Origin of the sequence: Actinoplanes sp. M2I2 (genome assembly GCF_023544445.1) — a bacterium.
Lineage (GTDB): Bacteria > Actinomycetota > Actinomycetes > Mycobacteriales > Micromonosporaceae > Actinoplanes.
Window position 1 is genome coordinate 300,571 of the sequence record NZ_JALPVJ010000009.1, and the last position, 22,960, is coordinate 323,530.

Here is a 22,960-nt window from a genome sequence, read left to right on the forward strand (position 1 = left end):
GCCGGGCACGGCCGGGCTCACAGATCGGCGCACGTCCGCTCGTCGGGCAGCAACGGGCGGATCACCAGTGCGACCCGGCGGCCTTCGGACTCCCAGCGGGTGTCGGGGCCCGCGTCGCCCAGCGCGGCGAGCACCGGCCCCGCCTCGGCCGGCCCGAGCACCTGGCAGGGTTGCGACGGCGCCCCCGCGAGCCCGGACAACGGCACGGCGAGCGGCCACGGCCGGGCCTCGCCTCGACCGTCCGACCCGGCCGGGACCAGCACCGCGTACCGCTCCGGCCGGTATTCGCCGGCGTCGGCGCCGCTGCCGAGCGCGGCGTCGGCGAACGCCACCACCTCCCCCCGGTCACCGCCGTCGTCCGCATCCGGGCCGGCCACAGTGGTCTCGTGGGTGCCCGCCTCGTCGGCTATCCGCACGGTGAGCACGTCGCCGTCCACGATGTCGCTGTCGTGAACGCGTCCCTGGAAGAGACCGGCCTCCTGCGCGAGACGGTACAACTCGGTGATCCGGTCGGCCGGGACGGTGCGCCGGACGCCGCTGAGCACCGCGCCGCGGGTCTCGCCCCGCACCACCGCGGTTCCGTCCCCGAAGAGCGTGAAATCCGGCAGGGTCCACTGCTCGACGGGTGGCGCCAGGCCACCGCCCCGGTCCACCGTCACGATCGCGGTCGCCGGGTCCGTCGGCCGGCGCGGAGGCTCATCCGAGCCGCACGCCGACAGCAACAACAGGATCGGGCCGGCGTACAGCGGCAGTCTGCGGTTCATCGTTGTCGGACGCTCTCCGGGGTGAACGGGTTCCGATGGGCCCCTCGCGAGACCCACCGGAACCCTCAACTCAGGACCGGGCCACCGTGTACGTGCCGGCGCCGGCCTTGTTGACCACGATCACGCCGACGCAGCCGTCCGCCGGCGCCGTGTAGCCGACCTGCTCCGGCTGACCCGGGCCGGCCGGGGTCGCGGCGATGGCCGCGCCACGGGCCTTGACGTCCGGCTCGGTGCCGCCGGACTCGACCAGGAACAACTCCGGGTCCTGCGCGGCGGCGCCCGGGGTGACCGTGAACGTCACCTGCTGGCCGGCCGTCAGACAGGAGGTCCAGGACGTGACCACGTCCCCCGCGCCCAGCTGCCGGGTCGCCGTGCCGGTGAGCAGCTCGCCGTTGTCGGAGAGCTGGACGACGTACTCGCCGGTGCCGGCCAGCCGGCGGACCTGCGGGTAGTAGTCGCCGAGCGGCCGGTGCCCGGGCGACGAGTTGACCGCGACGAAGTCGACGGTGTCGGTACCGATCGCGCTCGTGCCGAGCAACTGGGTGAGCGCCCGGTCGTCGTAGAGGCGCAGGTCGTCGTCGGCGCCCGTCGGCGGTCGCACCGCCACCACCGACCAGGCCTGGTGCCGGGTGTCGTAGCGGTAGTTGTGCTCGGCGGGCGGGGACGTGCCCCGGACCGCCGCGCCGTCGGTGAGCGGCTGGCGGTAGCCGTAGTCGATCGTGTTCTGGAACAGCGACCCCAGCGCGGGATCGCCGACCTGCTTGTTCTCCTGGCCCCGGGTCGCCCAGTAGCCGGCGAACGTGGTCACGCGGGCGTTGAGGAAGGTGTCCCAGACGTTCGTCAGGCTGTCGTTGTAGGTGTCGGTGCCGTCGTCGGCCGTGTCCACCAGATCCCACAGGGCGCCGGCGACGCGGCCCTCCACCTGATCGCCGTTGTCCCAGCCGGGCGTGCCCCAGGTCGCGGTCTCGATGTTGCCCCGGCCGCCGGAGATGTCGGGGTTGTTGAGCACCGCCGTGCCGTACCAGTCGGCGAAGCCCTCGACCCAGGCGCAGATCGGCCCGGACTGCCGGGTGACGAAGTGGGTGCGGCAGGCCGGCTGCTCGCTCGGCGGCATGTTGTCCTCGTAGACGTCGTCCATCACGCCGTGCCCGAGCTCGTGGACGACCACCCACGGCTCACCCGGGTCGGGCGCGCCCAGCCGCACCTCGTCGTCGCGGGGATCGTAGAAGGCACCGCGGTTGATGCCCGCTTCCCACTCGATGTCGATGTTCTGGCAGTTGGTGTCGCGCTCGTCCCAGCAGTCGCCCGGCGTCCAGGCCGCGGCGGTGTCGGCCGTGTCGAACGCGTGGTAGGCGGGCATCTGCGCGGCGTTGGTGGGCCGCAGGGTGCCGAACCCGATCGTCCGGCCGGTGCCGACGTTGTTCCGCGTCGCCGTGTCGTATTGATACGGGTCGTCGTCGTCGTTCTCGACCTTGTACTGCGAGCCCTCGGTGACGGCTCGGAGGTAGACGTCCTGACCTCCACCGCCGAGGCCGTCGTTGTTGTCGAAGCAGGCGCGGAACGAGCCCTGCCCGTCGGCCAGCCCGGAGGCCAGCAGGTCGTCGCCGAACGTGTCCTCGTCCCAGACCTGGTATTGCAGGTTCTTGGACGGGTGGGGGACGCCGTTGTTGTCCAGGTACTCGAGCGTCGCGGTGACGCACGTCGGCTGTTCGACGGCCGCACCGGGCGAGGCCGGGTCGTCGCTGAACGGCTTGGGCAGGCCGGCCTTGCTGGCGGGCCGATATGGCACCGAGGGGTTGGCCGGCACCCGCACGGTGCCCGGCGGACTGGACTTCGCCACGTCACCGTCGGCCAGTCCCAGCCGCGACTCTCGCGCCGAGGCGCCGATCGTGAGCGGCAGGTGGAACTCGTTGCTGCCGTACTCCGGGCCTCGCGCCGACGTCGCCTGCACGCGCAGCACGGTCGCTCCGGCCGCGACCGCCGTGACGTCGGCCTCGAACCGCAGGGTACGGCCCGGAACGGCGGCCACCCCGGCGGTGATCGTGCTGACCGCGCCCAGGTCGGACGGCAGCTTGGACGCCGTCCGGGCAGCGGTGAACCCGGCCGGGACCTCGGCCCAGGTCAGCGGCGCCGGCAGGGCGACCCGCACCGTCAGGTCGTCCAGGGGGATCTGAGCGTCGACCGTGAAGCTCAGCCGGGCCTTCTGCCCGACGGCCGGGGCCGCGCTCAACGTCGCCCCGACCGTGGCGCAGCGGGTCCATTCCGAGGGCGCCGAATCGCAATCGGCCGCGGCGGGCACAGCTGCGGTTGGTGGCGCTGCGGTCGGTGGGGCTGCGGCAGCCGGCGCCGGAAGCCCGAAGGCGCCGGCGGCCAGGGCCAGCAAGGCGGCGCCGACGATCTTTCTGTCTCGCGGTGAATGGTAGTGGTGCACGTGACCTCCCGTTATCGCGTGCGGAAACGGCGGGAGCGCACCAACCAGGAACCGACGATAGCGAGGACACGAGCCATAGATCGGCCCCTACCTGCGCCAAGTCGGCTGGATCGTCGCCCCCGTATCGACGAGCGTCGGTAGATTACGCGCCCGTCCGGCCACGTAGGACAGTTATCCGAAATAGGCGTGTGCCAATTTGGTTGATCTATTTCCGGCCTGCCGGTGGCACCGGCGGCCACCCCGGTCCCGACCCGCGGCGGGAGGGGTGCGCCGACTGGCGGGTCGACGCACCCCGGTCCTCAGCCCGTCGGCGGGGCCAGGGACGAGTCTCCCGGCATTCCCGCGCGCGCGATCGGTGTTGCGTCCTCAGTGGATATCACGGACGAAGGGCTTCGATCTACCCCGTTGTGAAATATTCGTTCAAGAGACGCTTATTTCAGAGTTCCGTCTGCAAATTTCCTGCGTCACTCCATCCATTGACGGTGGTCGACCGGCGTGTGACCGTGGCGGCAAGCGCTTACCCGCACGTCAGGCGATCGCCGAGAGGATCCGCCATGCCCATTGCCACGTCACTTGTCGCCGCTGTTCTGCTGGCTTTCGCTCCCCCACCCGCGGCGCCTGCCGTCCCTCCGGCGGCGCTCGCCCTGGCCCGGCAGGGCATCTCGCCCGGCGACGGCTGGGCGTCGGCCGGCGCGGGCACGACCGGTGGCTCGGCGGCCGGCGACGCCGACGTGTTCGTCGCCCGCGACCGGGACGAGCTCGTGGCCGCCGTCGCCGGCAACACCCCGAAGATCGTCTTCGTGCGGGGCCGGATCGACCTGCGTGAGGGCCGGAGCTGCCAGGACTTCGCCGACCCGGAATACTCGCTCGACGCCTTCCTGGCCGCGTACGAGGGCTGGACCACCCGTCCCACCGGCCCGGTCGAGGACGCCCGGGTGCGTTCGGCCCGCGCCCAGTCCGAGCAGATCCGGGTCGTCGTGGGCAGCAACACGACGATCATCGGTCTCGACGGCGGCCGGCTCGAGCACGGCAGCCTGGTGCTGACCAACGTGAGCAACGTGATCGTCCGGAACCTCGAGGTGACCGACGCCGCGGACTGCTTCCCGGCCTGGGACCCGACCGACGGCTCGGCCGGCAACTGGAACTCGCTCTACGACCTGGTGTCGCTCAGCGGCGCGACCAACGTGTGGCTGGACCACAACACCTTCAGCGACGGCAACAACCACGACGCCGACCAGCCGCTGTACTTCGGCCGGCCCTACCAGGTGCACGACGGCGCGACCGACTTCATCCGCGGCTCCGACCTGATCACGGTGTCCTGGAACGACTACTACGACCACGACAAGACGATGCTGATCGGCTCGACGGACACGCCGGGCGTCGACGTCGGCAAGCTGCGCGTCACCGTGCACCACAACCGTTTCGGCAACGTCGTGCAGCGCGCGCCGCGGGTGCGGTTCGGGCAGGTCGACGTCTACAACAACCTCTATGTGGCCACGGACGAGGAGTACGGCTACTCGCTCGGCGTGGGCGTCGAGTCGAGCATCTACGCCGAGAACAACTACTTCCGGTTGAGCGCCGACGTGCCCGCGTCGGACGTGATCGCGTACTGGAAGGGAACCCGGATCACCGAGCGCGGCTCGCTCGTGCAGGTCTCGGGGAACGCGCCTCGCCCGGTCGACCTGGTGGCGGCCTACAACGCGGCCCACGACCCCGACCTCGCCCCGGACGCCGGCTGGACCCCGGTCCTGCGTACGGGGGTCGATCCGACCGCTTCCGTGCCGGCGCTCGTCAGTGCCGGCGCCGGCATCCGCCGCGTGCTGCGCTGAGCCGCCAACCGACGCGGCCGGTACCGGCTGTTTAGCGAAACGACGCAGGTCAGGCCCCGGATCACGGCCGGCGAAAATGACAGTTCGGCCCTCGCCGGCCGCCGGGACCGGGCACGCTGTGGGCATGCACATCGGCGTGATCGGGGCAGGACAGCTCGGCGCAACCCTCGCCGAGTGGTGTGTGGAGGGCGGCCATGACGTGGCGGTCACCTCGCGGCATCCGGAGCGGCTCGGCGACGTGGTGAGTCACCTCGGCGGGCACGGGACGGCGCTGCCGGTGCCGGCGGCGGTCGAGTTCGCCGACGTGGTGCTCTTCGCGCCCAACTGGGAGTCGGCGCCCGAGGCGATCGAGCTGGCCGGCACGACACTCGACGGCAAGATCGTCATCGACGCCACCAACCCCACCGGTCCGCTGCTCGACGGCGCGCCCAGCGGGTTCGAGAGCCTGATGCACCTGGCGCCCAAGGCGCACTGGGCCAAGGCGCTCAACACGCTGCCGGCCAACGTGCTGCAGCGCCGGCGCGGGCACGACCCGCTGCTGGCCGAGTTCGTCTGCACCGACCTGCGCGACGCCCGTCAGGCCGCCTCGACGCTGATCCGCGACATGGGCTTCGCGCCGTTCTACGCCGGCGGGGCCGAGGCGGCCCGCCTCACCGAGCCCGGCGGGCCGTTGCAGAGGACCGAGATCGACGTCTTCCACGCCAAGGACGCCCTGGCCGAAGCCCTGGTCACCCTGCGCTGAGCTGCTGTACAAGCTGAGCGGGCTGAGCCCGGCGGACGGGCTCAGACGTCGACCGTGACGAACTGCTTGCCGCTGGTGTTGACGACGCGTACGGACCGGACCTGCTCGGGATCGATGAGGGCGCTGCCGTTGAGCGTCGTGCCGCCCGACTCGCCGGCCGGCGACACCAGCCAGCTGCCGGCGAAGGCCGTCGTCCCGTCCCGGGCGACCACCTCGAGCACGCACTTCTCCCCGGCCGGGATGCCCCCGACGGTGGCCGTCACCCGCACCCAGCCGGCCGCCGGGGTCATCGCCACCTGCATGCGCGCCCCGGTGGAGGCGTCGGTGGCCGACCCCAGGCGGGCGCCCGCGGGCACCGACAGCGTCGCCGTGGGCTGGGCCACCGGCTCCGCGGGAGGCGCCGTTCCCCGCCCGACCAGCACCCCGCCGGCGATCGCGACGGCGGCGGCCGCGGCGGCGATCGACGTGACCGCGGCCAGCCGGCGATAGCGGTGGCCGGACGATTCCCGCCGCACCTGACGCAGCGTGCGCTGAAGCACCAGATCGGCGTCCTCGGGCGGGCCGTCGAGCAGCATCTCCTCGGGCACCGCGCCCAGCTGGTCGGACCACTGCCGAAGCGAGTCCCGCTCGGCCCGGCACTCGGAGCAGCCGGACAGGTGTTCGTCGGCTCGGGCCTTCTCCTCCTCGGACAGCATGTCCAGCAGGTAACCGGCCAGGTCGACGTGGTCGTTGATCGGCGCGCTCTCCGGCGTGCTCATGATGCCAACCGTTCCGTGCCGGCCTCGCGCAAGGCCCGCAGCGCATAGAAGGACCGCGACTTCACGGTGCCCGGCGGGATGCCGAGCACCTCGGCGGCCTCGGCCACCGTGTTGCCTCTCAGATAGACCTGTTCGAGCACTTCACGATGCTCGGACGAGAGCCGGCTGAGCGCGTCGACGACGACCATCGACGTGACCACCCGATCGGAGTGGTCCTGCTCGACCGCGGCGTCGGGCGGGCTCTCGGCCACCTCGGGCGGCCGCCTGTTCCGCGCGCGGATCTGGTCGAGCACGATGTTGCGGCAGACCGTGAGCAGCCAGCCGCGGACGGAGCCCTTGCCGTTGTTGAGGCTGTCGGGGTGCCGCCAGGCGCGCACCAGCGCCTCCTGGACAACGTCCTCGGCGGCGGCGCGGTCGCGGGTCAGCTGCGTGGCGTACGCGAGCATGGCCCGGCCGTGTTCCTGGAACAACGATCTGACCAGCGCCTCATCGGCCACCTCCCGGTGTGGTCTCTGTCTGCTCGACGGCATCCGTTTCTCTCCCCGCGGCACTTTTCTCCGGTGCCGTCTGCTTCGCAGGCGTATGACGACATCGATGAAAGTACTGCGCCGCGGCTACCGGGAGTACGCGCCCCATCGCCTCCCCGGATCAAGATTTTCCGGAAAGTGGCACATCCCGGTGAACCGCTCCGAGGAGCCGGGCGTGTGGAGGGCATCCCCATTGGACGGGCACCGGCGAACGGGTACTGAGATGGAGCGAGCCATGATCAAGCGGAGCAGGACGATGTACGTCGTGGCCATGCTGGCCGGTCTGGCGAGCGTGGCGGCCTGCGGCAACCAGGCCGCGCCGACCGACGCCGCGGCCGACCTGCCGGTGCCGGTGGCGGTGCAGGCCTCCGAGGCGCCGCTGAACCCGCAGGGCCCGGGCGAGCTGCCCGATCTGGCCGGCGCGCAGGTCGACGAGGTCGCCCCGACGGCCGAACCCACTGCCGAACCCACTGCCGAACCCACCGCCGCGCCGACCGCGAGCGTCCCGGTCGCCGACGAGGACGCCCAGGTCGACGAGGAGCAGCAAGCCGCCCCGGAGCCCGACGCCTCGCCCACGGTGGCCAAGACGCAGCGCTGGGTCAAGATCTTCAGCGGCCCGTCCCAGGCGGACATCACGCCGCCGAAGTCGCGCACCGCCGGCAGCAAGACGGTCGAGCTGAACACCCAGGACAACGGGCAGATCGGCACCTACGTGACCGACGGCGCCGGCCGCACGCTCTACCGCTTCGACAACGACAGCAACAAGCCGCCCAAGACCACCTGCAAGGGCGACTGCGCGACCGCCTGGCCGCCGCTGCTGATCCGCTCCCCCGGCAAGATCTTCCCGGACGGCGTCGACCCGAAGACGGTCGGCTTCGTCGAGCGCGGCGACGGGACGTGCCAGGTGACCATCAACGGCTGGCCGGTCTACTACTTCGTCGCCGACGCCAAGGCGGGCGACCTGAACGGCCAGGGCCTGAACGGCAAGTGGTTCGCCATCAAGCCCGACGGCGGCAAGACCGCCGCGATCCCGGGGCCGCTGGCCTCCAGCGGCACCACCAAATAGCAGCTCGCACCCATCGGGGGCGCGCCCGGCGGTCATCCGACCGCCGGGCGCGACTGTGTTCGTACCCGGCCCCGACCGCGGCTGCGGCCCTGGCTCCGGCTCTGGCTCTGGCCCCCGACCCCGACCCCGACCCCGACCCTGGCCCCGACCCCGACCCCGACCCCGACCCCGGCCCCGGCCCCGGTCAGGGCAGCAGGGCCGCGCTGACCGTGTCGACATACCAGCGGTGGAAGCGCTCGGCCGGCCAGCCGCGCTGCCGCACGAGCCAGTCGTAGTTGCGCACGTCCATGGCCAGCCACAGCACGTCGGCCGCGGTGTCGACGGTGTGGTCCGGCCGCAGCTCGCCGGTGGCGAGGAGCTCGGCGGCGAACATGGTCATGCCGTGGCGGCGGTCGTCCAGATTCTTGTGCCAGATCGCCGCCGCCTCGGGATCGGCGGTCGCGGCGGCCGCCAGGGCGAGCATCACCTGGGCCTGCCGGTCGTGGACGCCGGCCAGGTGGCGGGCGTAGCGCTCGAGCTTGGACCGCACGCCGGGGAGCGCCCGGATCTCGTCGACGAATCGGCGATCGGGCAGCGCCACGGGCTCGTCGTCGCCGGCGACCGTGACATCGACCAGCGCGGACAGCAACGCCTGTTTGCTGCCGAAGACCTTGTAGACGGTCTGGATCGCCACGCCGGCCCCGGCCGCGACGGCGGTCAGCGGAGTGGCGGCGTAGCCCGGCTCGACGAACAGGGCCGACGCCGCTTCCAGGATCGCCTGCCGGGTCTGCCGGGCCTGCTCCTGTCGATGTGCCGACTCGTACCGTCTCTTGACAGCCACGAGGTGAGTGTAGTGCTCTATTGGTTAGAGTCTCACTCTATCTAAGGGGTACCGATGTCGGCCACGGCAGAACCGCGACAAGGCGCCGAAGTGATGCGCATCCCGCCGCCGCTGTATTACGCCGCCGGCCTGGCCGCCGGCGTCCTGCTCGACCAAGCGGTCGCGCTCCCGATCGGCGCGCGGCCCGCCACCCTCGTCGCCGGCGGGGTGATCGCGGTCGCCGGCCTGGCGCTGACCTCGGCCGGCGTCGCCACAGTGGTGCGGCACCGCACCACCCTGGTGCCGCACCACCCGGTCGGCACCCTGCTGACCGGCGGGGTCTACCGGCTGTCGCGAAACCCGATGTACGCCGGGCTCGCCGTGCTCTACCTCGGCCTGACGCTGATGATCGGCTCCTGGTGGCCGGCCGTCCTCGGGCCGCTGGTGATCATGGCCGTGCACCGGCTGGTCATCCGTCCCGAGGAGCGTTACCTGACCCGGCGGTTCGGCCGCACCTACACCGATTACCAGCGCCGGGTACGCCGATGGCTCTAGCGGAACGGCGCGTTCGATAGGGTGATCCGAATGGATCGTGATCTTCAAGTAGCCCGTGAGCTGGCCGCCGACCTGGCCGTCCGGGCCGGCCGGCTGCAGATCGAGCGGCGCGACACGCTGCGCGTGGGTGCCCCCAAGGCGCACGCCAACGACGTCGTCTCCGACGTCGACATCGCCAGTGAACGCCTCATCGTCGACGCCGTCCACGAGCACTGGCCCGACGACGCCATGCAGGCCGAGGAGGGTCACGGCCGGTCCGGCACGAGCGGCTGGACGTGGGTCGTCGACCCGCTCGACGGCACCCGCAACTACATCAGCCGCACCGGCCCCTGGTCGGTGTGTGTCGCGCTCTATCAGGGCGACCAGGCCCGGGTGGCGGTCGTGCACGAGCCCGTGGCCGGCGAGACGTTCAGCGCCGTCGACGGTGGCGGGGCGTTCCTGAACGGGGAGCGGATCACGGTGTCGGGCGGACCACCGCTGGGCGAGGCGCTGATCGGTGTCAGCTTCCAGCCCGGACCGGCGACCAAGGAGCGCGCGGGCCGGGTGATCCGGGACCTGCTCCCGGTGGCGGGCGACATCCGCCGGCTGCCGGCCGCGCTCAACCTGGTCTATCAGGCGGCCGGGCGGCTGGACGGCGGCCTCGCCCTCGACACGAACCTGTGGGACATCGCGGCCGGCGCCCTCGTCGCGCGGGAGGCCGGCGTGGTCCTCGGCGGCCACGGTCCGGACTTCACCACCGAGCTCACCGTCGGGGCCGCCCCGGCGCTGTGGTCCGCCCTGGCCGAGCGGGTGCGCGGGACTCTCCGGCCGGACGCCGGCTAGCAGGTGGGCCGACGCCCGGCAAGGCGACCCGCGGACAGCAGGCAACGCCCGGCCGCTAGTAGGTACGCCAACGACTCATAAGGAGGAACCGGTATCGGCCGAAAGTCGGCATGTCCCACCTGTTCGGGTGAGTTTGGGTCCACCTGGGTGGCGGGCACAAGAGGCGGCGATGCAGGCGGCCGAACCGGCCGTCCGTGGAGAAGGAGCCTCGTACATGACCGTCACCACCTCGACCCGCACCGCCGGCACCGGCAAGGTCGATCTGACCAGCACGGACACCGCGAGTGAACTGATCACCGCGATGGCCGCCCTGCCCGCCGGCCACCCGTCGCGGCCGGCCCTGCGCGACCGCGCGATCGAGGCCTGGCTTCCGATGGCCCGTCACCTCGCGCAGCGCTACGCCGGTCGGGGCGAACCGGCCGACGACCTGTTCCAGGTGGCCGTCGTCGGGCTGATCAAGTCGGTCGACCGGTTCGAGGCCGACCGCGGGGTCGACTTCGCCGGCTACGCCATCCCGACGATCGTCGGCGAGATCAAGCGCCACTTCCGCGACCGCACCTGGTCCATCCGGGTGCCGCGCCGCCTGCAGGAACTGCGCCTGGCCATCACCGCCGCCAACGCGACGCTGAGCCACCAGCTCGGCCGGTCCGCGACCGTCGCCGACGTCGCCACGCACCTCGGGATCACCGAGGAGGAGGTGCTCGAAGGCCTGGAGGGCGCCCGCGCCTACAACGCGACGAGCCTCTCGACCCCGGTCAGCGCCGACGGCAACACCGAGCTCGGCGAGACCCTGGGTGGCGAGGACCGCGAGTTCGAGGTGGCCGAGTTCCGCGTCGCGCTGGCCCCGGCCCTGGCGACGCTGGACGAGCGCGAGCAGCGGATCGTCCACCTGCGCTTCTACGGCAACCTGACGCAGTCGCAGATCGCCGAGCAGGTCGGCATCTCCCAGATGCACGTCTCCCGGCTGCTCACCAAGGCCCTGGTCAAGCTGCGCGGGCAGCTCGGCGACCAGTAGTCACCGCGACCGCTCAGCCGGTGGACCTCACCGGCTGAGCGGCACGTCACCGGCTGAGCGGCACGTCACCGGCTGAGCGGCACGTCACTGGCTGAGCGGCACGTCGGCCCAGACGACCTTGCCGCCGTCGAGCGGGTGCGTGCCCCATTCGCGGGTCATCGCCGCGACCAGCAACATGCCGCGTCCGCCGATGCGGCGGGGGTCCGGAGGATACTGCCGGGGCGGCTCGGGGCTGGAGTCGGCGACCTCGATCCGTACGGCGTCGTCGCGCCGGCGGACCACCAGCTCACCGCCGTCGTCGGTGTGCTGCATGACGTTCTCCACCAGTTCGGTGATCACCAGAAGCACGTCCTCGACGAGGTCGGGGCTCTGCAGCTGGCCGAGGACCTGGCGGGCGCCGCCCCGCAGGGAGCGCAGGTCCGTGCGGTCGGTGAAAGGCAACCGCAGCGATTCCATAGCGGCTCTATCTACCCTTTCTCCCACGACTTACGCCCCGGCCCACCGTGGCCGGCGGCGGCGGTCGCTCGATGCGTTCGACAGCTGACCCAATGTACTGGCTCGTCGAGTGGCCCGCGCGGCTCCCCCGTCAGGTCACCGGCGGGTCGAGCAGCGTATAGAGGTGGGCGATCCGGCCGTTCTCGATGATCGAGATGTCCATGCCGCTGGCGACGGGCGGCTGCCCGGCCGGGCCGAGATGCCAGGCCAGCATCGCGAGGTTGCCGCTGACCCGCACCTCGCCGGCCGGGGTGAACACGAACTCGGGGGCCTGGTCGAGCAGGCGCTGGGCCTTCTCGTTGAGCGCGTCGCGGCCCACGACGACCTCGTCCGGGTCGGAGAAGGTGACGTCCTCGGCGTACAGCTCCTCGATGACGGCCGCCCGCCGGCCGGGGTCACGCTCGGCGAAGACGCCCAGCAGGTTGCGACGGGCGAGGTCAGCGACAGTGCTCATCGGGCTAGAAGATCACGGATCAACCGGCGGCGTCCAGACGTTGCCGTTCGACCACACCGGCCGCGGGCGGTGGTGCCCGAGGCTCGGGCGCCGGCATTAGCCTCGGGGCATGGTGGACCCGCTGCCCCGCTTCCCGGACGGCTTTCTCGTCGGCTGCTCCACGGCCTCCTACCAGATCGAGGGGGCGGTGCACGAGGACGGGCGTGGGACCTCCATCTGGGACACCTTCTCGCACACCGCCGGCCGGACGCTGAACGGCGACACCGGCGACGTGGCCTGCGACCACTACCACCGTTCGGCCGAGGACCTCGACCTGCTGAGCGGGCTCGGGGCCGGGGCCTACCGGTTCTCCATCGCCTGGCCGCGGGTGCAGCCGACCGGGTCCGGCGGGCCGAACACGGCGGGCCTCGACTTCTACGACCGGCTGGTCGACGGGCTGCTGGCAAGGGGCATCGTTCCCGTGCCGACGCTGTTCCACTGGGACCTGCCGCAGGCGCTGGAGGACCGGGGTGGCTGGCTGTCCCGCGACACGGCCGCGTATTTCGCCGATTACACCTCGCACGTGGTGACCCGGCTCGGCGATCGCGTACGCCGGTGGATCACGCTCAACGAGCCGGTCGTCCACATGGCGCAGGGGTACGCGTACGGGACGCACGCCCCGGGCCGCGCCCTGCTGCTCGACGCGCTGCCGGTCGCGCACCACCAGCTGCTGGCGCACGGGCTGGCCACCCGGGCTCTCCGGGCCGCGGGCGCCGCCGAAGTGATGATCACCAACAACTGCACGCCGGTCCGGCCGGTCGGCGAGGACGCGGGCGACGTCACCGCCGCGGCCGTCTACGACGCCTTCCACAACCGGCTGTTCAACGATCCGGTGCTGCTCGGCTCGTATCCCGATCTCCTCACCGGCGCCCTGGGCGACGTGGTGCGCGAGGGTGACCTCGACATCATCCGCACGCCGCTCGACGCGCTGGGCATCAACTACTACAACCCCACCGCCGTCGGAGCCCCGTCCGGGGAGTCGCCGCTGCCCTTCGAGCTGCGGCCGATCGAGGGCTACCCGACCACCGCGTTCGGCTGGCCGGTCGTGCCGGCCGGGCTCACCGACCTGCTCACCGGGTCGCGGGAGATCTACGGCGACGCGCTGCCCCCGGTCTACGTCACCGAGAACGGCTGCTCGACCGATCCCGGCCTGCACGACCAGTTCCGCATCGACTACCTCGACGCCCACCTGCGAGCGGTGCACGACGCCATCGCCGCCGGCGTCGACGTGCGCGGCTACTTCGTGTGGTCGCTGCTCGACAACTTCGAGTGGGCCGAGGGTTACAGCCAGCGCTTCGGGCTGGTCCACGTCGACTTCGAGACCCTGACCCGTACGCCGAGGGACTCCTACCACTGGCTACGGGCCGCCCTGACCGGCTCCTGACCCGCGCTCGTCAGAATCCTGTCAGGTATCGCGGCGTCGGGGTCCGCCCTTTCCCGGCCGTCCTATCATCGCCGCCATGTGCGCGAAGGTCCTGGTGGCCGAGGACGACCCCCGGCAGGCCGAGGTGGTGCGGCGCTACCTGGTGGCCGAGGGGCACGAGACGCTCGTGGTCCACGACGGCCGGGCCGCGCTCGACGAGGCCCGGCGGTGGCAGCCGGGTCTGCTCGTGCTCGACGTGATGATGCCGCGCCTGGACGGGTTGCGCGTGTGCCGCACCTTGCGCGAGGAGTCGGACGTGCTGGTCCTGATGCTGACCGCCCGGGCCGCCGAGGACGACCTGCTGCTCGGTCTCGAGCTCGGCGCGGACGACTACCTGACCAAGCCGTACAGCCCGCGCGAGCTGATGGCCCGGGTCCGGACGCTGCTGCGGCGCTCCTCCCGGCCGGCCCCGTCGCCGGCCGGTACGCGGGAACGGCGGATCGGCCGGGTCACCGTCGACCCGGCCCGGCACCGCGTGAGCGTCGAGGACGCCGAGGTCGAGTGCACCCGCGGCGAGTTCGCGATCCTCGCCGCCATGGCCGGCCAGCCGGACCGGGTGTTCACCCGGGCCCAGCTGCTGCACCACACCCGTGGCATCGACCGCAGCTCCACCGAGCGCACCATCGACATGCACGTGCTCAACCTGCGCCGCAAGATCGAGACCGATCCGCAGCGGCCGGTCCAGCTGCTCACCGTCTACGGGGTCGGCTACAAGCTGTCCGCCGGCCCGCCGACCGGCGACGCGTCGTGAGCACCCGGGTGCCGTTGCGGCACAGCCTGGTGACCCGGCTGCTGGTGACCTCGGTGCTGATCGCCGTGGCCGCGATCGCCGCGACCGCGTGGCTGGCCACCCGGACCGCCACCCGGGCGATCACCCAGGAGCAGGGCCGCTCCCTCACCGAGGAGAAGGGCGTCTACGACCTGCTCGTGGGCTATGCGGCCACGCACGCCGACTGGAAGGGCGCCGCGCCCCTGATCGACAAGCGGGCGGCCGAGCTGGGCCGCCGCATCACCCTGACGACCGAGGACCGCGCGCTGATCGCCGACTCGGGCACGGGCCCGTCGCTGCGGACCGCCCGGCCGTCCGCCCGGATCGACCCGCTCGACCTGGACCTCGGCCTGACCGGCGGCGACCAGCGCATCGACCCCCGGGCCGCCGGGCCGTTCCGGGTGACGCCGGCCGAACGCCCGATGCTGCGCAAGATGGCGACCGCGGAGCTGTCGTGCCTGCGCCGCAACAGCGTCGGCGGAAAGGTCGAGCAGCTGCCGAACGGCCGCCCGACGGTCACCCTGACCACCGCCGACCCCGACGGCATCGCGCCCCGCTGCGGGGCGGACCTCCGATCGGCGACGACGCCCGGTGAGCGCAAGGCGCTGGACCGGCTGGGCCGGTCGGCGGCCCGCTGCCTGAACATGCCGGCGACCTTCACCGTGCAGGTCGGCCCCGGCTTCGAGACCACGCTGGCCAAGTCCAGGAGCGACAGCGCGCGGGTCGGCGACGAGGTCGTGCCGATGCTGGCGCTCTTCGAGCCCACCAACGCGGCCGGCGCCGCGCGTGTCCGCGGCTGCGTCGAGAAGTCGCGGCGGGCCATGCTCCGGCCGCACGTGCCCCCGCCCGCCCTGCTGTTCGTGACCGACCCCGGCACCGGGGCCGACCGGACCCGCTTCACCCTGTCCCCGGCGAACACGACCCGGATCGTGGCCACCACCGGGGCGGTGCTGCTGGTCACCATCGTCGTCACCGTGCTGGTGGGGCGCCGGCTGGTCCGCCCGCTGCGGGCGCTGACCGAGGCGGCCGACCGGCACACGCCGGCGCCCGTGTCCGGCCACGACGAGATCGGCCGCCTGGCCCGGGCCCTCAACGACTCGGCCGAACGCCGCGACCGGGCCGAGACCCAGCGGCGCGCGATGGTCAGCGACGTGGCCCACGAGCTGCGCACCCCGCTGACCAACATCCGCAGCTGGCTCGAGGCGGCCCAGGACGACCTGGCGCCGACCGACGCTCAACTGCTCTCCCTCCTGCACGAGGAGGCGATGCTGCTGCAGCACGTCATCGACGACCTGAGCGACCTGGCCGCGGCCGACGCCGGCACGCTGCGGGTGCATCCGGCGCCGACCCCGGTGGCCGACGTGCTGACCCAGGTGGCCGACGGTCACCGGGCGGCCGCGGACACCGCCGGGGTGCGGCTGCGGACCGGGATCGAGGGCGATCCGGTGGTCACCGCCGACCCCGTACGCCTGCGTCAGCTCGTCGGCAACCTGGTGTCCAACGCGATCCGCCACACCCCGCCCGGCGGCACGGTGACGGTCGAGGCCCACGACACCACCGTCACCGTGCGCGACACCGGGATCGGCATCGCGCCGGAGAACCTGCCCAAGGTCTTCGACCGTTTCTGGCGCGCCGACGAGTCGCGCAGCCGGGCCACCGGCGGCAGCGGGCTCGGCCTGCCCATCGCCCGCAAGCTGGCCGAGGCCCATGGCGGCACCCTCACGGTCGAGAGCACCCCGGGCGAGGGCGCCACCTTCACGCTCCGTCTGCCGGCGAGCCTGGACGCACTCGGGCCGTCCGCTCAGGAGAACAGCGCGCTGTAGCCGTTCAGGGCCGGCTGGCCACCGAGGTGGGCGTACAGGACGGTCGAGTCGCGGGCGATCTCGCCCCGGCCCACCAGGTCGATCAGGGCGGCCATCGACTTGCCCTCGTAGACCGGGTCGGTGACCATGCCCTCGGTGCGGGCGGCCAGGCGCATGGCGTCCAGCGTGGCCTCGTCGGGGATGCCGTAGACGCCGGCGTGGTAGCGCTCGTCGAGCAGGATCTCGTCCTCGGTCAGGTCGCGCTCGAGGCCGATCAGCGACGCGGTGGCGCGGGCTATCCGGGCCACCTGATCGCGGGTCTCGGCCGGCTTGGCCGACGCGTCGATGCCGAGCACGCGGCGCGGGCGGGCGCCGGCGTCGCGCAGGGCGGCGAAACCGGCGATCATGCCGGCCTGGGTGCTGCCGGTAACCGAGCAGACGATGATCGTGTCGAAGAAGACGCCCAGCTCCTCCTCCTGCGCCTGAAGCTCGTACGCCCAGTTGGCGAAGCCGAGACCGCCGAGCCGGTGGTCGGAGGCGCCGGCCGGGATGGCGTACGGCTTGCCGCCCGAGGCCTCGATGTCGCGCAGAGCCTGTTCCCAGCTCTCCTTGAACCCGATGCCGAAGTCGGAGCGCACGAGACGCACCTCGGCCCCCGCGAGCCGGCTGATCAGGATGTTGCCGACCTTGTCGTAGACCGGGTCCGGCCAGTCGACCCAGCTCTCCTGCACGAGCACGCACTTGAGACCGGCCCGGGCGGCGACCGCGGCGACCTGGCGGGTGTGGTTGGACTGCACGCCGCCGATCGAGACCAGCGTGTCGCAGCCCTGGGCGAGCGCGTCGGCGACCAGGTATTCGAGCTTGCGGGTCTTGTTGCCGCCGTACGCGATGCCCGAGTTGCAGTCCTCGCGCTTGGCCCAGACGGCGGCGCCGCCCAGGTGGGCCGTGAGCCGGTCGAGCCGGTGCACCGGCGACGGCCCGAACAGCAGCGGGTAACGCTCGAACTCAATCGACATCGTCGACTCCCAGGTCTTCCAAAGACCGCCAGATGAGGCCGGTCAAATGAGTTGCGGTGGCGGCATCGCCGGCGGCGCAGGCGGCGATCAGGTCGTCGTGCCGCTCGACCGAGCGGCGGGCGTGGCTGCGGGCGAACTGCAGGCGCTCGAGCCGGCGGATCAGCGGCGTGTAGCGCTCGATGGTGGCCGCCAGGGCGCGGTTGCCGCTGGCCCGGACGAGCACGCCGTGCAGGTCGTCGTCGGCGGCCATGGCGGCGTCGATGTCGCCGCGCCGGGCAGCGGCCTCGAACCGCCGGTTGGCCTCGCCCATCGCCTCGAGGTCGTCGCCGGACAGGGCGCCCGCAGTGGCACTGGCGGCCAGCTCGTGCATCGCGCGGACGACGGCCACGGCGTCCCGCACTTCGCGCGGCAGCACCGGGGTGACCCGGGTGTAGCTCTGGGGCTTCATCTCGACCAGGCCCTCGTCGGCCAGCCGGGCCAGGGCATCGCGCACCGGGGCACGCGACAGGCCCAGCCGGCCGGCCAGGTCGGCGCTGTTGAGCACGGCGCCGGGAGCCAGATCACCCCGGACGACGGCGTCGCGGATCGACTCGTACGCGGTCGTGCGCAGCAGCCGCCGTTCCACCCGTTCCACGACTGAAATGTTAGATGTCAGGTTCGGGGCGGGCAAGGGCTGGTTTTTCGGGGCCGTGCGCTCGGGGACGGTTGGATACGATGCGGGCTTCGATCTCTGCGAAGGGTGCGCGGTGCCGGATCCCGAGGACTTCCTGACCGACTGGCAGCGCCGGGTCGAGCGGCAGACGGCCCAGACCACCGAGCTGAGCCGGCGCATGCGCGACGTGCGCGCGAGCGCCTCGGCGGCGGGGGGCGAGGTCGAGGTGACCGTCGACCACGCGGGCGGGCTGGCCGGGCTCGAGCTCACCGAGCGGGCGCTGCGCCTGTCGCCCGATGAGCTGTCCCGGACCATCCTGGAGGCCAGCCGGCGGGCGCAGTCCCGGCTCGCGTCGCGGATGAACGATCTGGTCACGGAGATCTACGGCGACGGGTCGGAAACGGCCGGCTTCATCGGGGAGGCGTACGCGGAGCAGTTCCCGCAGCCGCCGGAGGACGACGACGCCCCACCCGAGCGGTGAGCACCGTCCCCTGACGACGGTGCCGCGTGCGGCTGTGGACAGGCAGCGTACGCCCAGGTCGCCGGGATAGATTGCGGGAAAGGCTCGTGACGGCATGGGGGGCGATCATGGCTCGACGCGGTGCAGGCCGGTGATGACGCCGACGCAACTGCGGGCCTACGCCGCCGTCGTCCGGCTCGGCTCGGTCAAACAGGCCGCGGCTCACCTGTCGGTTTCCGAGTCGGCGATCTCCCTGCACGTCGGTCAGCTGCGCCGCGAGCTCGGCGATCAGCTCTTCTCCCGTACGGCCGCGGGTCTGGCCTTCACCCCCGGCGGTCTGCGCCTGGCCGGCCGGGCCATCGAGTTGCTCGGCCTGCAGGACATCACCGTGCTCGAGGTCAGCGCGGCCGGCCGTGGCCGCCGCCTGCTGCGGGTGGGCGCCTCCAGCCTGTTCGCCGAGCACGCCGCGCCCGGCCTGATCGAGCGGTTCGCCGCGCGCGCCGACGACCTCGACCTGGAGCTGAGCGTCCGCGACCCCGGGTCGTTCGAGGCGCTGCTGCTGAGCCGCACGATCGACATCGCGATCGGCCCGCCCCCGCCGGCCGTGCCCGGGCCCGCGTTCGCCGCCCGCCCGGTCATGAACTACCGCATCGTGGTCGTGGCCGGCCCCGACCACCCGATCGTCCACTTGCGCCCGTCGGCGGCCCAGCTGCGCGACCAGACCTGGATGCTGGGCCCGTCGGCCACGGCCACGGCCGGCGCGATCCCCGACCTGCTGGCCCGCCTGGGTGTCCCCGAGGAACGCCAGCAGATCTACCAGAGCAACGCGGCCGCGCTCGAGGAGGCCAAGCGGGGCAAGGGGCTGGCGCCGGCCCTGTCGTTCGCCGTGGCCCCCGACATCCGCAACGGCACCCTCGTGCAGCTTCCCGGCCCGCAGGCCGCGCTCGAGGCCGGCTGGCACGCCCTGACCCTGGCCGATCAGCGGGCCCCGTCGGCCGCCGCGGAACTGGCCCGCTTCGCCTCGACGCCACGGGCCATCCAGGCCATGATGCGCGGCGCGGGGGCCAAGGTCGGCCACTTCCGCCCGTCGGTGCACGTCACGCTCTGGAGCTGATCACGCGAGCCGGGCCGCGACGGTCGGGAACTGATCAGGCGTTCTCGGGGCGGCTTCACCAGCGAGGTGGAGCGGTCAGGTCCTGGAGGAGGTGGGCGGCTCGGGTCAGGTCGTGGAAGGTCGCGGCCGGGAGCAGGCGGTCGCAGTAGGGCAGGGCGGCGGCCATCCCGGCGACCCGCGGGACGAAACCCGGAGCGCCGGCCCGGGGGTTGAGCCAGAGGATGCGGTGGGCGCGGCGGCGGAGCCGGGCCATGGCGGCCGCCAGGTGGTCCGGTGGGTCGCTGTCCCAGCCGTCGGAGGCGACGATCACCAGGGCGCCGCGCAGGGCGTTGCCGTGGTGCGAGTCGAGGACCGCGGCGATGTTGGTGGCGATCCTCGTGCCGCCGAACCGATCGGTCACCAGGGCGCCCGCGCGGGCGACGGCTTCGGCGGCCGAGGCGTGGCGCAACGCGGGGGTCAGCCGGGTCAGCGTGGTGGCGAAGGCGAAGACCTCGGCGTCGGTCACCAGCGTGAAGGCGCGCATCAGGTGGAGATAGGCGGTGGCCTGGGCCCGCATGGATTCGCTGACGTCACAGAGCAGGACGGCCCGGCGGGGGCGGCGGACCGGGCGTTCGCGCACCAGGGTGACGGGCTCCCAGGCGGTGCGGCGGGCGCGGGCGATGGTGGGCCGCAGAGCTGTGCGGCGGCCGGAAGGGTCGGCGGTGTGCCGGCGGCTCCGGCGGGTCGGCCAGCGGGTCAGGGTGACCCGCAAGGCGTCGGCCAGGTGCTCGGTCTGGGCGGCGTCGAGGTCCTCGAAGGGCTGCTCGGCCAGGGCGGCCAGGGCGCTGGGGCGGCGTTCGGGCAGGTGCAGGGCTTCGTCACCCGGCTCCGCGGGGGCTACGACGGGCGGACGGGTCGCCCAGGGCAGGCCGCCGCCGTCGGACACGTCGTCGGCCCGGCTGGGAACAGGCACGTGGACGTCGTCACGGCGGGCCGCCGGGCCACCGGCTGTGCGGGTCAGGGGCAACGGCGGGGCGTCCGCGAAGACGGCGGCGAACACCTGGTCGAAGACGGCGAGGTCGGGCTGGCGGCGGACCAGGGCGACGCGGGCGGTCCAGTAGAGGGCGTCGACCGAGAGGGGCGGGCTCACCTCGAGCGCGTGGACCAGATCACCGGTCTCGGTCAGGCCGGTGGGCAGCCCGGCCCGGCGCAGCCGATCGACCAGCGCCACGGCGAGCGCGGCCCGGTCGGTGCCACGGAGCAACACCGGCCGGGCGGGCGGCGGCACGGCCGGCGGCGGGACGGCCGGCAGCGGGACGGCCGGTCGCATCGGCGGTGGGAGCACCATGCCGGGGTGCTGCGGCGCCGGGCCGGAATCCCCGGAGTCCCCGGGGGCCGCGCCGGAGGACCGCGGTGCCGCCCCGGAATCCCCGGGCGCCGCGCCGAGGGGCCCAGGGGCCGCGCCGGAGGGGAGCTCAGCGGCGGCCAACGAGCCACGCGATGAGAGCGACAAGCGCGGCGACGATGACCCCGAGCGGGACAAGTCGTTTGTAGACCGAGCCGCCGGCCACGGCCAGCAGGTCGAGGGCTTCGGGCTCCTCGGTCGCGGGCACGGCCGATCGGGGCGCCGCCACGGTGGTGGTGGCGCGCCCGGCCCGGGCGTTTTCCGGGGACGCCGCCTCGTGCGGGTCCCGGATCGGGGCGCCCGGGTCCGCAGGCGCGGTCGGCGGCGCCGGCGGGCTGGTGGTCGCGGGGGGCGACGTGACGCCGGACGGGTCGGTCGTGGTGGCGGCCAGGGGTTCGCTTCCGGCGACGGCGGGGGTCGCCGGCTCGGCCGCGCCTGGATCGGCGGGCACCAGGTCGGCGGTGAGGGAGGCGGCGCTCGGCGCTTGCGGGCCCGGTTTCGGCCCGGGGACGCCTGGCGCCACGACCGCGGCTGTCGCCGGAACCGTCTCGACCGCGGCGGCCGATGGCGTGGTCGTAGCGGCGGCCGATGGCGTGGTCGCGGCGGCGGCTGATGGCGTGGTCGCGGCGGCGGCCGGCGCGCCGTCGTTCGCCGGGGACTCTGCCCGCGCGTCGCTGCCTGCCGGTGACTCGGCCCGCACGTCGCCGTTCGCCGGGGAGTCGGCCGGGCCGCCGTTCACCGGAGACTGGTCGGCCGCGAGCTTCGCCTCCAGGTTGGTGACGAACTGGGCCAGCAGCTTTCCGGAGATCTCCTTGATCATGCCGCTGCCGAACTGGGCCAGCTTGCCGCTGATCTTCAGGTCGGTGTCGACGCTGACGACCGTGCTGTCGCCGTCGGGTCGGAGAACGGCGGTGACCAGGGCCGAGGCGTTGCCGCCGGCGCGCGCGTCCCGGCCCTTGGCGTCGATGACCGCGCGGTGGGCCTCGTCGTCCTTCTCGGTGAATCGGGCCGTGCCGCTGAAGTCGGAGATGACCGGGCCGACCTTCACCTTGACCTTGCCCTGGTGGACGTCGCCGTCCACCCCGGTCAGCTGGGCGCCGGGCAGGCACGGGGCGATGCCCGGCAGATCGGTCAGCACCTGCCAGGCGCGGTCGATCGGGGTGTGCACCGTGAACTCGTTGGTGATCTTCATGGGGTCTCCTGGTGGGCGGCGAGGGCCACGGCTGTCCGGTCGTCGGGGGTCTTGGCGATCGTGCCGAGCGTGCTGACGACGGCGGCGTCGGTGAGGTCGGTGACGCCCAGCGCCGACAGGGCCGACACCCAGTCGATCGTCTCGGCCAGGCCGGGTGCCTTGTCGAGCTCCAGACCGCGTACGCGACCGATGAACTCGGCGGCGCTGCGGATGAGCGGCTCGGTGGCGCCGGGAACGGACCGGCGGACGATCTCGGCCGCGCGCGCCGGGGCCGGGAACTCGATCCAGTGGTAGAGGCAGCGCCGGCGCAGCGCGTCGTGCAGGTCGCGGCTGCGGTTGGAGGTGAGCACCACGACCGGCGGCCGCGACGCGGTGAACGTGCCGAGCTCGGGCACGGTGATCGCGGCCTCGCCGAGGAACTCGAACAGCAGCGCCTCGAACTCGTCGTCGGCGCGGTCGATCTCGTCGATCAGCAGGACCGGCGGGACCGGCCCGGCATGCCGCACGGCGCGCAGGATGGGCCGCTCCTGGAGGAACTCGGCGGTGAACAGGTCGGCGTCGGTCAGCTTCTCCTGCCGGGCCTCGGCCAACCGGATCGCCAGCAGTTGCCGCTGGTAGTTCCACTCGTAGAGGGCCTCGCCGGCGGTCAGCCCCTCATAACACTGCAGCCGGATGAGCGGGGTCTCGAGCGCGAGCGACAGCGCCTTGGCGGCAGCGGTCTTGCCGACCCCGGGCTCGCCCTCGAGCAGCAGCGGCTTGCCCAGCCGCAAGGCGAGGAAGACGGCCATGGCCAGCCCGTCGTCGACCAGGTAGTCCACGACATCGAGCCTCGCGCGCACCTCGGCGGCCGAC

General features: G+C 73.0%; 23 protein-coding genes. 11 read left to right on the plus strand and 12 right to left on the minus strand.

Features of this window, described 5'->3' with window-relative positions:
* Nucleotides 1–17 precede the first annotated feature (17 nt).
* Together HJC40_RS20505 and HJC40_RS20510 are read right to left on the minus strand one after the other, a co-directional pair.
* On the minus strand, nucleotides 18–764 hold the full coding sequence (locus HJC40_RS20505; protein ID WP_250002868.1) for a hypothetical protein: 747 nt from the start codon (nucleotides 762–764) through the stop codon (nucleotides 18–20).
* A gap of 70 nt (nucleotides 765–834) precedes the next feature.
* Nucleotides 835–2,994, minus strand: coding sequence for a hypothetical protein (locus HJC40_RS20510; protein WP_250002869.1), 2,160 nt, complete (start codon nucleotides 2,992–2,994; stop codon nucleotides 835–837).
* A 755-nt stretch (nucleotides 2,995–3,749) separates the two neighbouring features.
* Here HJC40_RS20510 and HJC40_RS20515 point away from each other — a divergent pair.
* Nucleotides 3,750–5,024: a polysaccharide lyase family 1 protein gene (locus tag HJC40_RS20515; RefSeq protein ID WP_250002870.1), complete on the plus strand. Its 1,275-nt coding sequence runs from the start codon at nucleotides 3,750–3,752 to the stop codon at nucleotides 5,022–5,024.
* 124 nt (nucleotides 5,025–5,148) lie between these two features.
* A complete protein-coding gene (locus HJC40_RS20520) occupies nucleotides 5,149–5,766 on the plus strand; it encodes an NADPH-dependent F420 reductase (RefSeq protein ID WP_250002871.1) in 618 nt (205 codons plus the stop codon).
* A gap of 41 nt (nucleotides 5,767–5,807) precedes the next feature.
* On the opposite strand, the gene HJC40_RS20525 is transcribed toward HJC40_RS20520, so the two are convergent.
* Both HJC40_RS20525 and HJC40_RS20530 read right to left on the minus strand, forming a co-directional pair.
* Nucleotides 5,808–6,524 (minus strand): anti-sigma factor, encoded by a 717-nt coding sequence (locus tag HJC40_RS20525; protein ID WP_250002872.1) that lies wholly within the window; start codon nucleotides 6,522–6,524, stop codon nucleotides 5,808–5,810.
* On the minus strand, nucleotides 6,521–7,054 hold the full coding sequence (locus tag HJC40_RS20530) for a sigma-70 family RNA polymerase sigma factor (RefSeq protein WP_250002873.1): 534 nt from the start codon (nucleotides 7,052–7,054) through the stop codon (nucleotides 6,521–6,523). Before HJC40_RS20530 ends, HJC40_RS20525 begins: the two co-directional genes overlap by 4 nt.
* 232 nt (nucleotides 7,055–7,286) lie before the next feature.
* Here HJC40_RS20530 and HJC40_RS20535 point away from each other — a divergent pair, with 232 nt between their 5' ends.
* Complete coding sequence (locus HJC40_RS20535) at nucleotides 7,287–8,117, plus strand: hypothetical protein (protein ID WP_250002874.1); 831 nt, start codon at nucleotides 7,287–7,289, stop codon at nucleotides 8,115–8,117.
* 184 nt (nucleotides 8,118–8,301) lie between these two features.
* On the opposite strand, the gene HJC40_RS20540 is transcribed toward HJC40_RS20535, so the two are convergent.
* Nucleotides 8,302–8,937 carry a TetR/AcrR family transcriptional regulator gene (locus HJC40_RS20540; protein WP_250002875.1) on the minus strand — a complete coding sequence of 212 codons (636 nt, stop codon included), beginning with the start codon at nucleotides 8,935–8,937 and terminating at the stop codon, nucleotides 8,302–8,304.
* 54 nt (nucleotides 8,938–8,991) lie between these two features.
* Here HJC40_RS20540 and HJC40_RS20545 point away from each other — a divergent pair, with 54 nt between their 5' ends.
* The 3 genes from HJC40_RS20545 to HJC40_RS20555 all read left to right on the plus strand — a co-directional run bounded on the left by HJC40_RS20545 (nucleotide 8,992) and on the right by HJC40_RS20555 (nucleotide 11,308).
* A complete protein-coding gene (locus HJC40_RS20545) occupies nucleotides 8,992–9,471 on the plus strand; it encodes an isoprenylcysteine carboxylmethyltransferase family protein (protein ID WP_250002876.1) in 480 nt (159 codons plus the stop codon).
* A 30-nt stretch (nucleotides 9,472–9,501) separates the two neighbouring features.
* Nucleotides 9,502–10,293 (plus strand): inositol monophosphatase family protein, encoded by a 792-nt coding sequence (locus HJC40_RS20550; protein WP_250002877.1) that lies wholly within the window; start codon nucleotides 9,502–9,504, stop codon nucleotides 10,291–10,293.
* 214 nt (nucleotides 10,294–10,507) lie between these two features.
* Nucleotides 10,508–11,308: a SigB/SigF/SigG family RNA polymerase sigma factor gene (locus HJC40_RS20555; protein WP_250002878.1), complete on the plus strand. Its 801-nt coding sequence runs from the start codon at nucleotides 10,508–10,510 to the stop codon at nucleotides 11,306–11,308.
* Nucleotides 11,309–11,392: 84 nt separating this feature from the next.
* On the opposite strand, the gene HJC40_RS20560 is transcribed toward HJC40_RS20555, so the two are convergent.
* Together HJC40_RS20560 and HJC40_RS20565 are read right to left on the minus strand one after the other, a co-directional pair.
* The gene (locus HJC40_RS20560; RefSeq protein WP_250002879.1) at nucleotides 11,393–11,764 is read right to left on the minus strand and encodes an ATP-binding protein; all 372 of its coding nucleotides are present in this window, start codon (nucleotides 11,762–11,764) and stop codon (nucleotides 11,393–11,395) included.
* A 130-nt stretch (nucleotides 11,765–11,894) separates the two neighbouring features.
* Nucleotides 11,895–12,257: a nuclear transport factor 2 family protein gene (locus tag HJC40_RS20565; RefSeq protein WP_250002880.1), complete on the minus strand. Its 363-nt coding sequence runs from the start codon at nucleotides 12,255–12,257 to the stop codon at nucleotides 11,895–11,897.
* 109 nt (nucleotides 12,258–12,366) lie between these two features.
* Between HJC40_RS20565 and HJC40_RS20570 the strand changes: the two genes are divergently transcribed.
* The 3 genes from HJC40_RS20570 (at nucleotide 12,367) to HJC40_RS20580 (ending at nucleotide 16,311) form a co-directional block, all read left to right on the plus strand.
* Entirely contained in the window at nucleotides 12,367–13,680 is a 1,314-nt protein-coding gene (locus tag HJC40_RS20570; RefSeq protein ID WP_250002881.1) for a GH1 family beta-glucosidase, read from the plus strand.
* Between the two features lie 76 nt (nucleotides 13,681–13,756).
* Nucleotides 13,757–14,470: a response regulator transcription factor gene (locus tag HJC40_RS20575; protein ID WP_250002882.1), complete on the plus strand. Its 714-nt coding sequence runs from the start codon at nucleotides 13,757–13,759 to the stop codon at nucleotides 14,468–14,470.
* Nucleotides 14,467–16,311, plus strand: a complete 1,845-nt coding sequence (locus tag HJC40_RS20580) for a HAMP domain-containing sensor histidine kinase (protein ID WP_250002883.1) — start codon at nucleotides 14,467–14,469, stop codon at nucleotides 16,309–16,311. Before HJC40_RS20575 ends, HJC40_RS20580 begins: the two co-directional genes overlap by 4 nt.
* Here HJC40_RS20580 and HJC40_RS20585 read toward each other — a convergent pair.
* Both HJC40_RS20585 and HJC40_RS20590 read right to left on the minus strand, forming a co-directional pair.
* The gene (locus HJC40_RS20585) at nucleotides 16,290–17,306 is read right to left on the minus strand and encodes a 1-aminocyclopropane-1-carboxylate deaminase (protein WP_250002884.1); all 1,017 of its coding nucleotides are present in this window, start codon (nucleotides 17,304–17,306) and stop codon (nucleotides 16,290–16,292) included. The two genes, HJC40_RS20580 and HJC40_RS20585, sit on opposite strands and share 22 nt — an antisense overlap.
* Nucleotides 17,296–17,940, minus strand: coding sequence for a GntR family transcriptional regulator (locus HJC40_RS20590; protein WP_250002885.1), 645 nt, complete (start codon nucleotides 17,938–17,940; stop codon nucleotides 17,296–17,298). Before HJC40_RS20590 ends, HJC40_RS20585 begins: the two co-directional genes overlap by 11 nt.
* Nucleotides 17,941–18,052: 112 nt before the next feature.
* Here HJC40_RS20590 and HJC40_RS20595 point away from each other — a divergent pair, with 112 nt between their 5' ends.
* Both HJC40_RS20595 and HJC40_RS20600 read left to right on the plus strand, forming a co-directional pair.
* Nucleotides 18,053–18,439 carry a YbaB/EbfC family nucleoid-associated protein gene (locus HJC40_RS20595; RefSeq protein ID WP_250002886.1) on the plus strand — a complete coding sequence of 129 codons (387 nt, stop codon included), beginning with the start codon at nucleotides 18,053–18,055 and terminating at the stop codon, nucleotides 18,437–18,439.
* Nucleotides 18,440–18,572: 133 nt separating this feature from the next.
* A complete protein-coding gene (locus tag HJC40_RS20600; protein ID WP_250002887.1) occupies nucleotides 18,573–19,532 on the plus strand; it encodes a LysR family transcriptional regulator in 960 nt (319 codons plus the stop codon).
* 55 nt (nucleotides 19,533–19,587) lie between these two features.
* On the opposite strand, the gene HJC40_RS20605 is transcribed toward HJC40_RS20600, so the two are convergent.
* The 3 genes from HJC40_RS20605 to HJC40_RS20615 form a co-directional block, all read right to left on the minus strand.
* Nucleotides 19,588–20,859 (minus strand): VWA domain-containing protein, encoded by a 1,272-nt coding sequence (locus tag HJC40_RS20605; RefSeq protein WP_250002888.1) that lies wholly within the window; start codon nucleotides 20,857–20,859, stop codon nucleotides 19,588–19,590.
* A 127-nt stretch (nucleotides 20,860–20,986) separates the two neighbouring features.
* Nucleotides 20,987–22,108, minus strand: coding sequence for an SRPBCC domain-containing protein (locus HJC40_RS20610; protein ID WP_250002889.1), 1,122 nt, complete (start codon nucleotides 22,106–22,108; stop codon nucleotides 20,987–20,989).
* A complete protein-coding gene (locus HJC40_RS20615; RefSeq protein WP_250002890.1) occupies nucleotides 22,105–22,926 on the minus strand; it encodes a MoxR family ATPase in 822 nt (273 codons plus the stop codon). Before HJC40_RS20615 ends, HJC40_RS20610 begins: the two co-directional genes overlap by 4 nt.
* Between the last annotated feature and the right edge of the window lie 34 nt (nucleotides 22,927–22,960).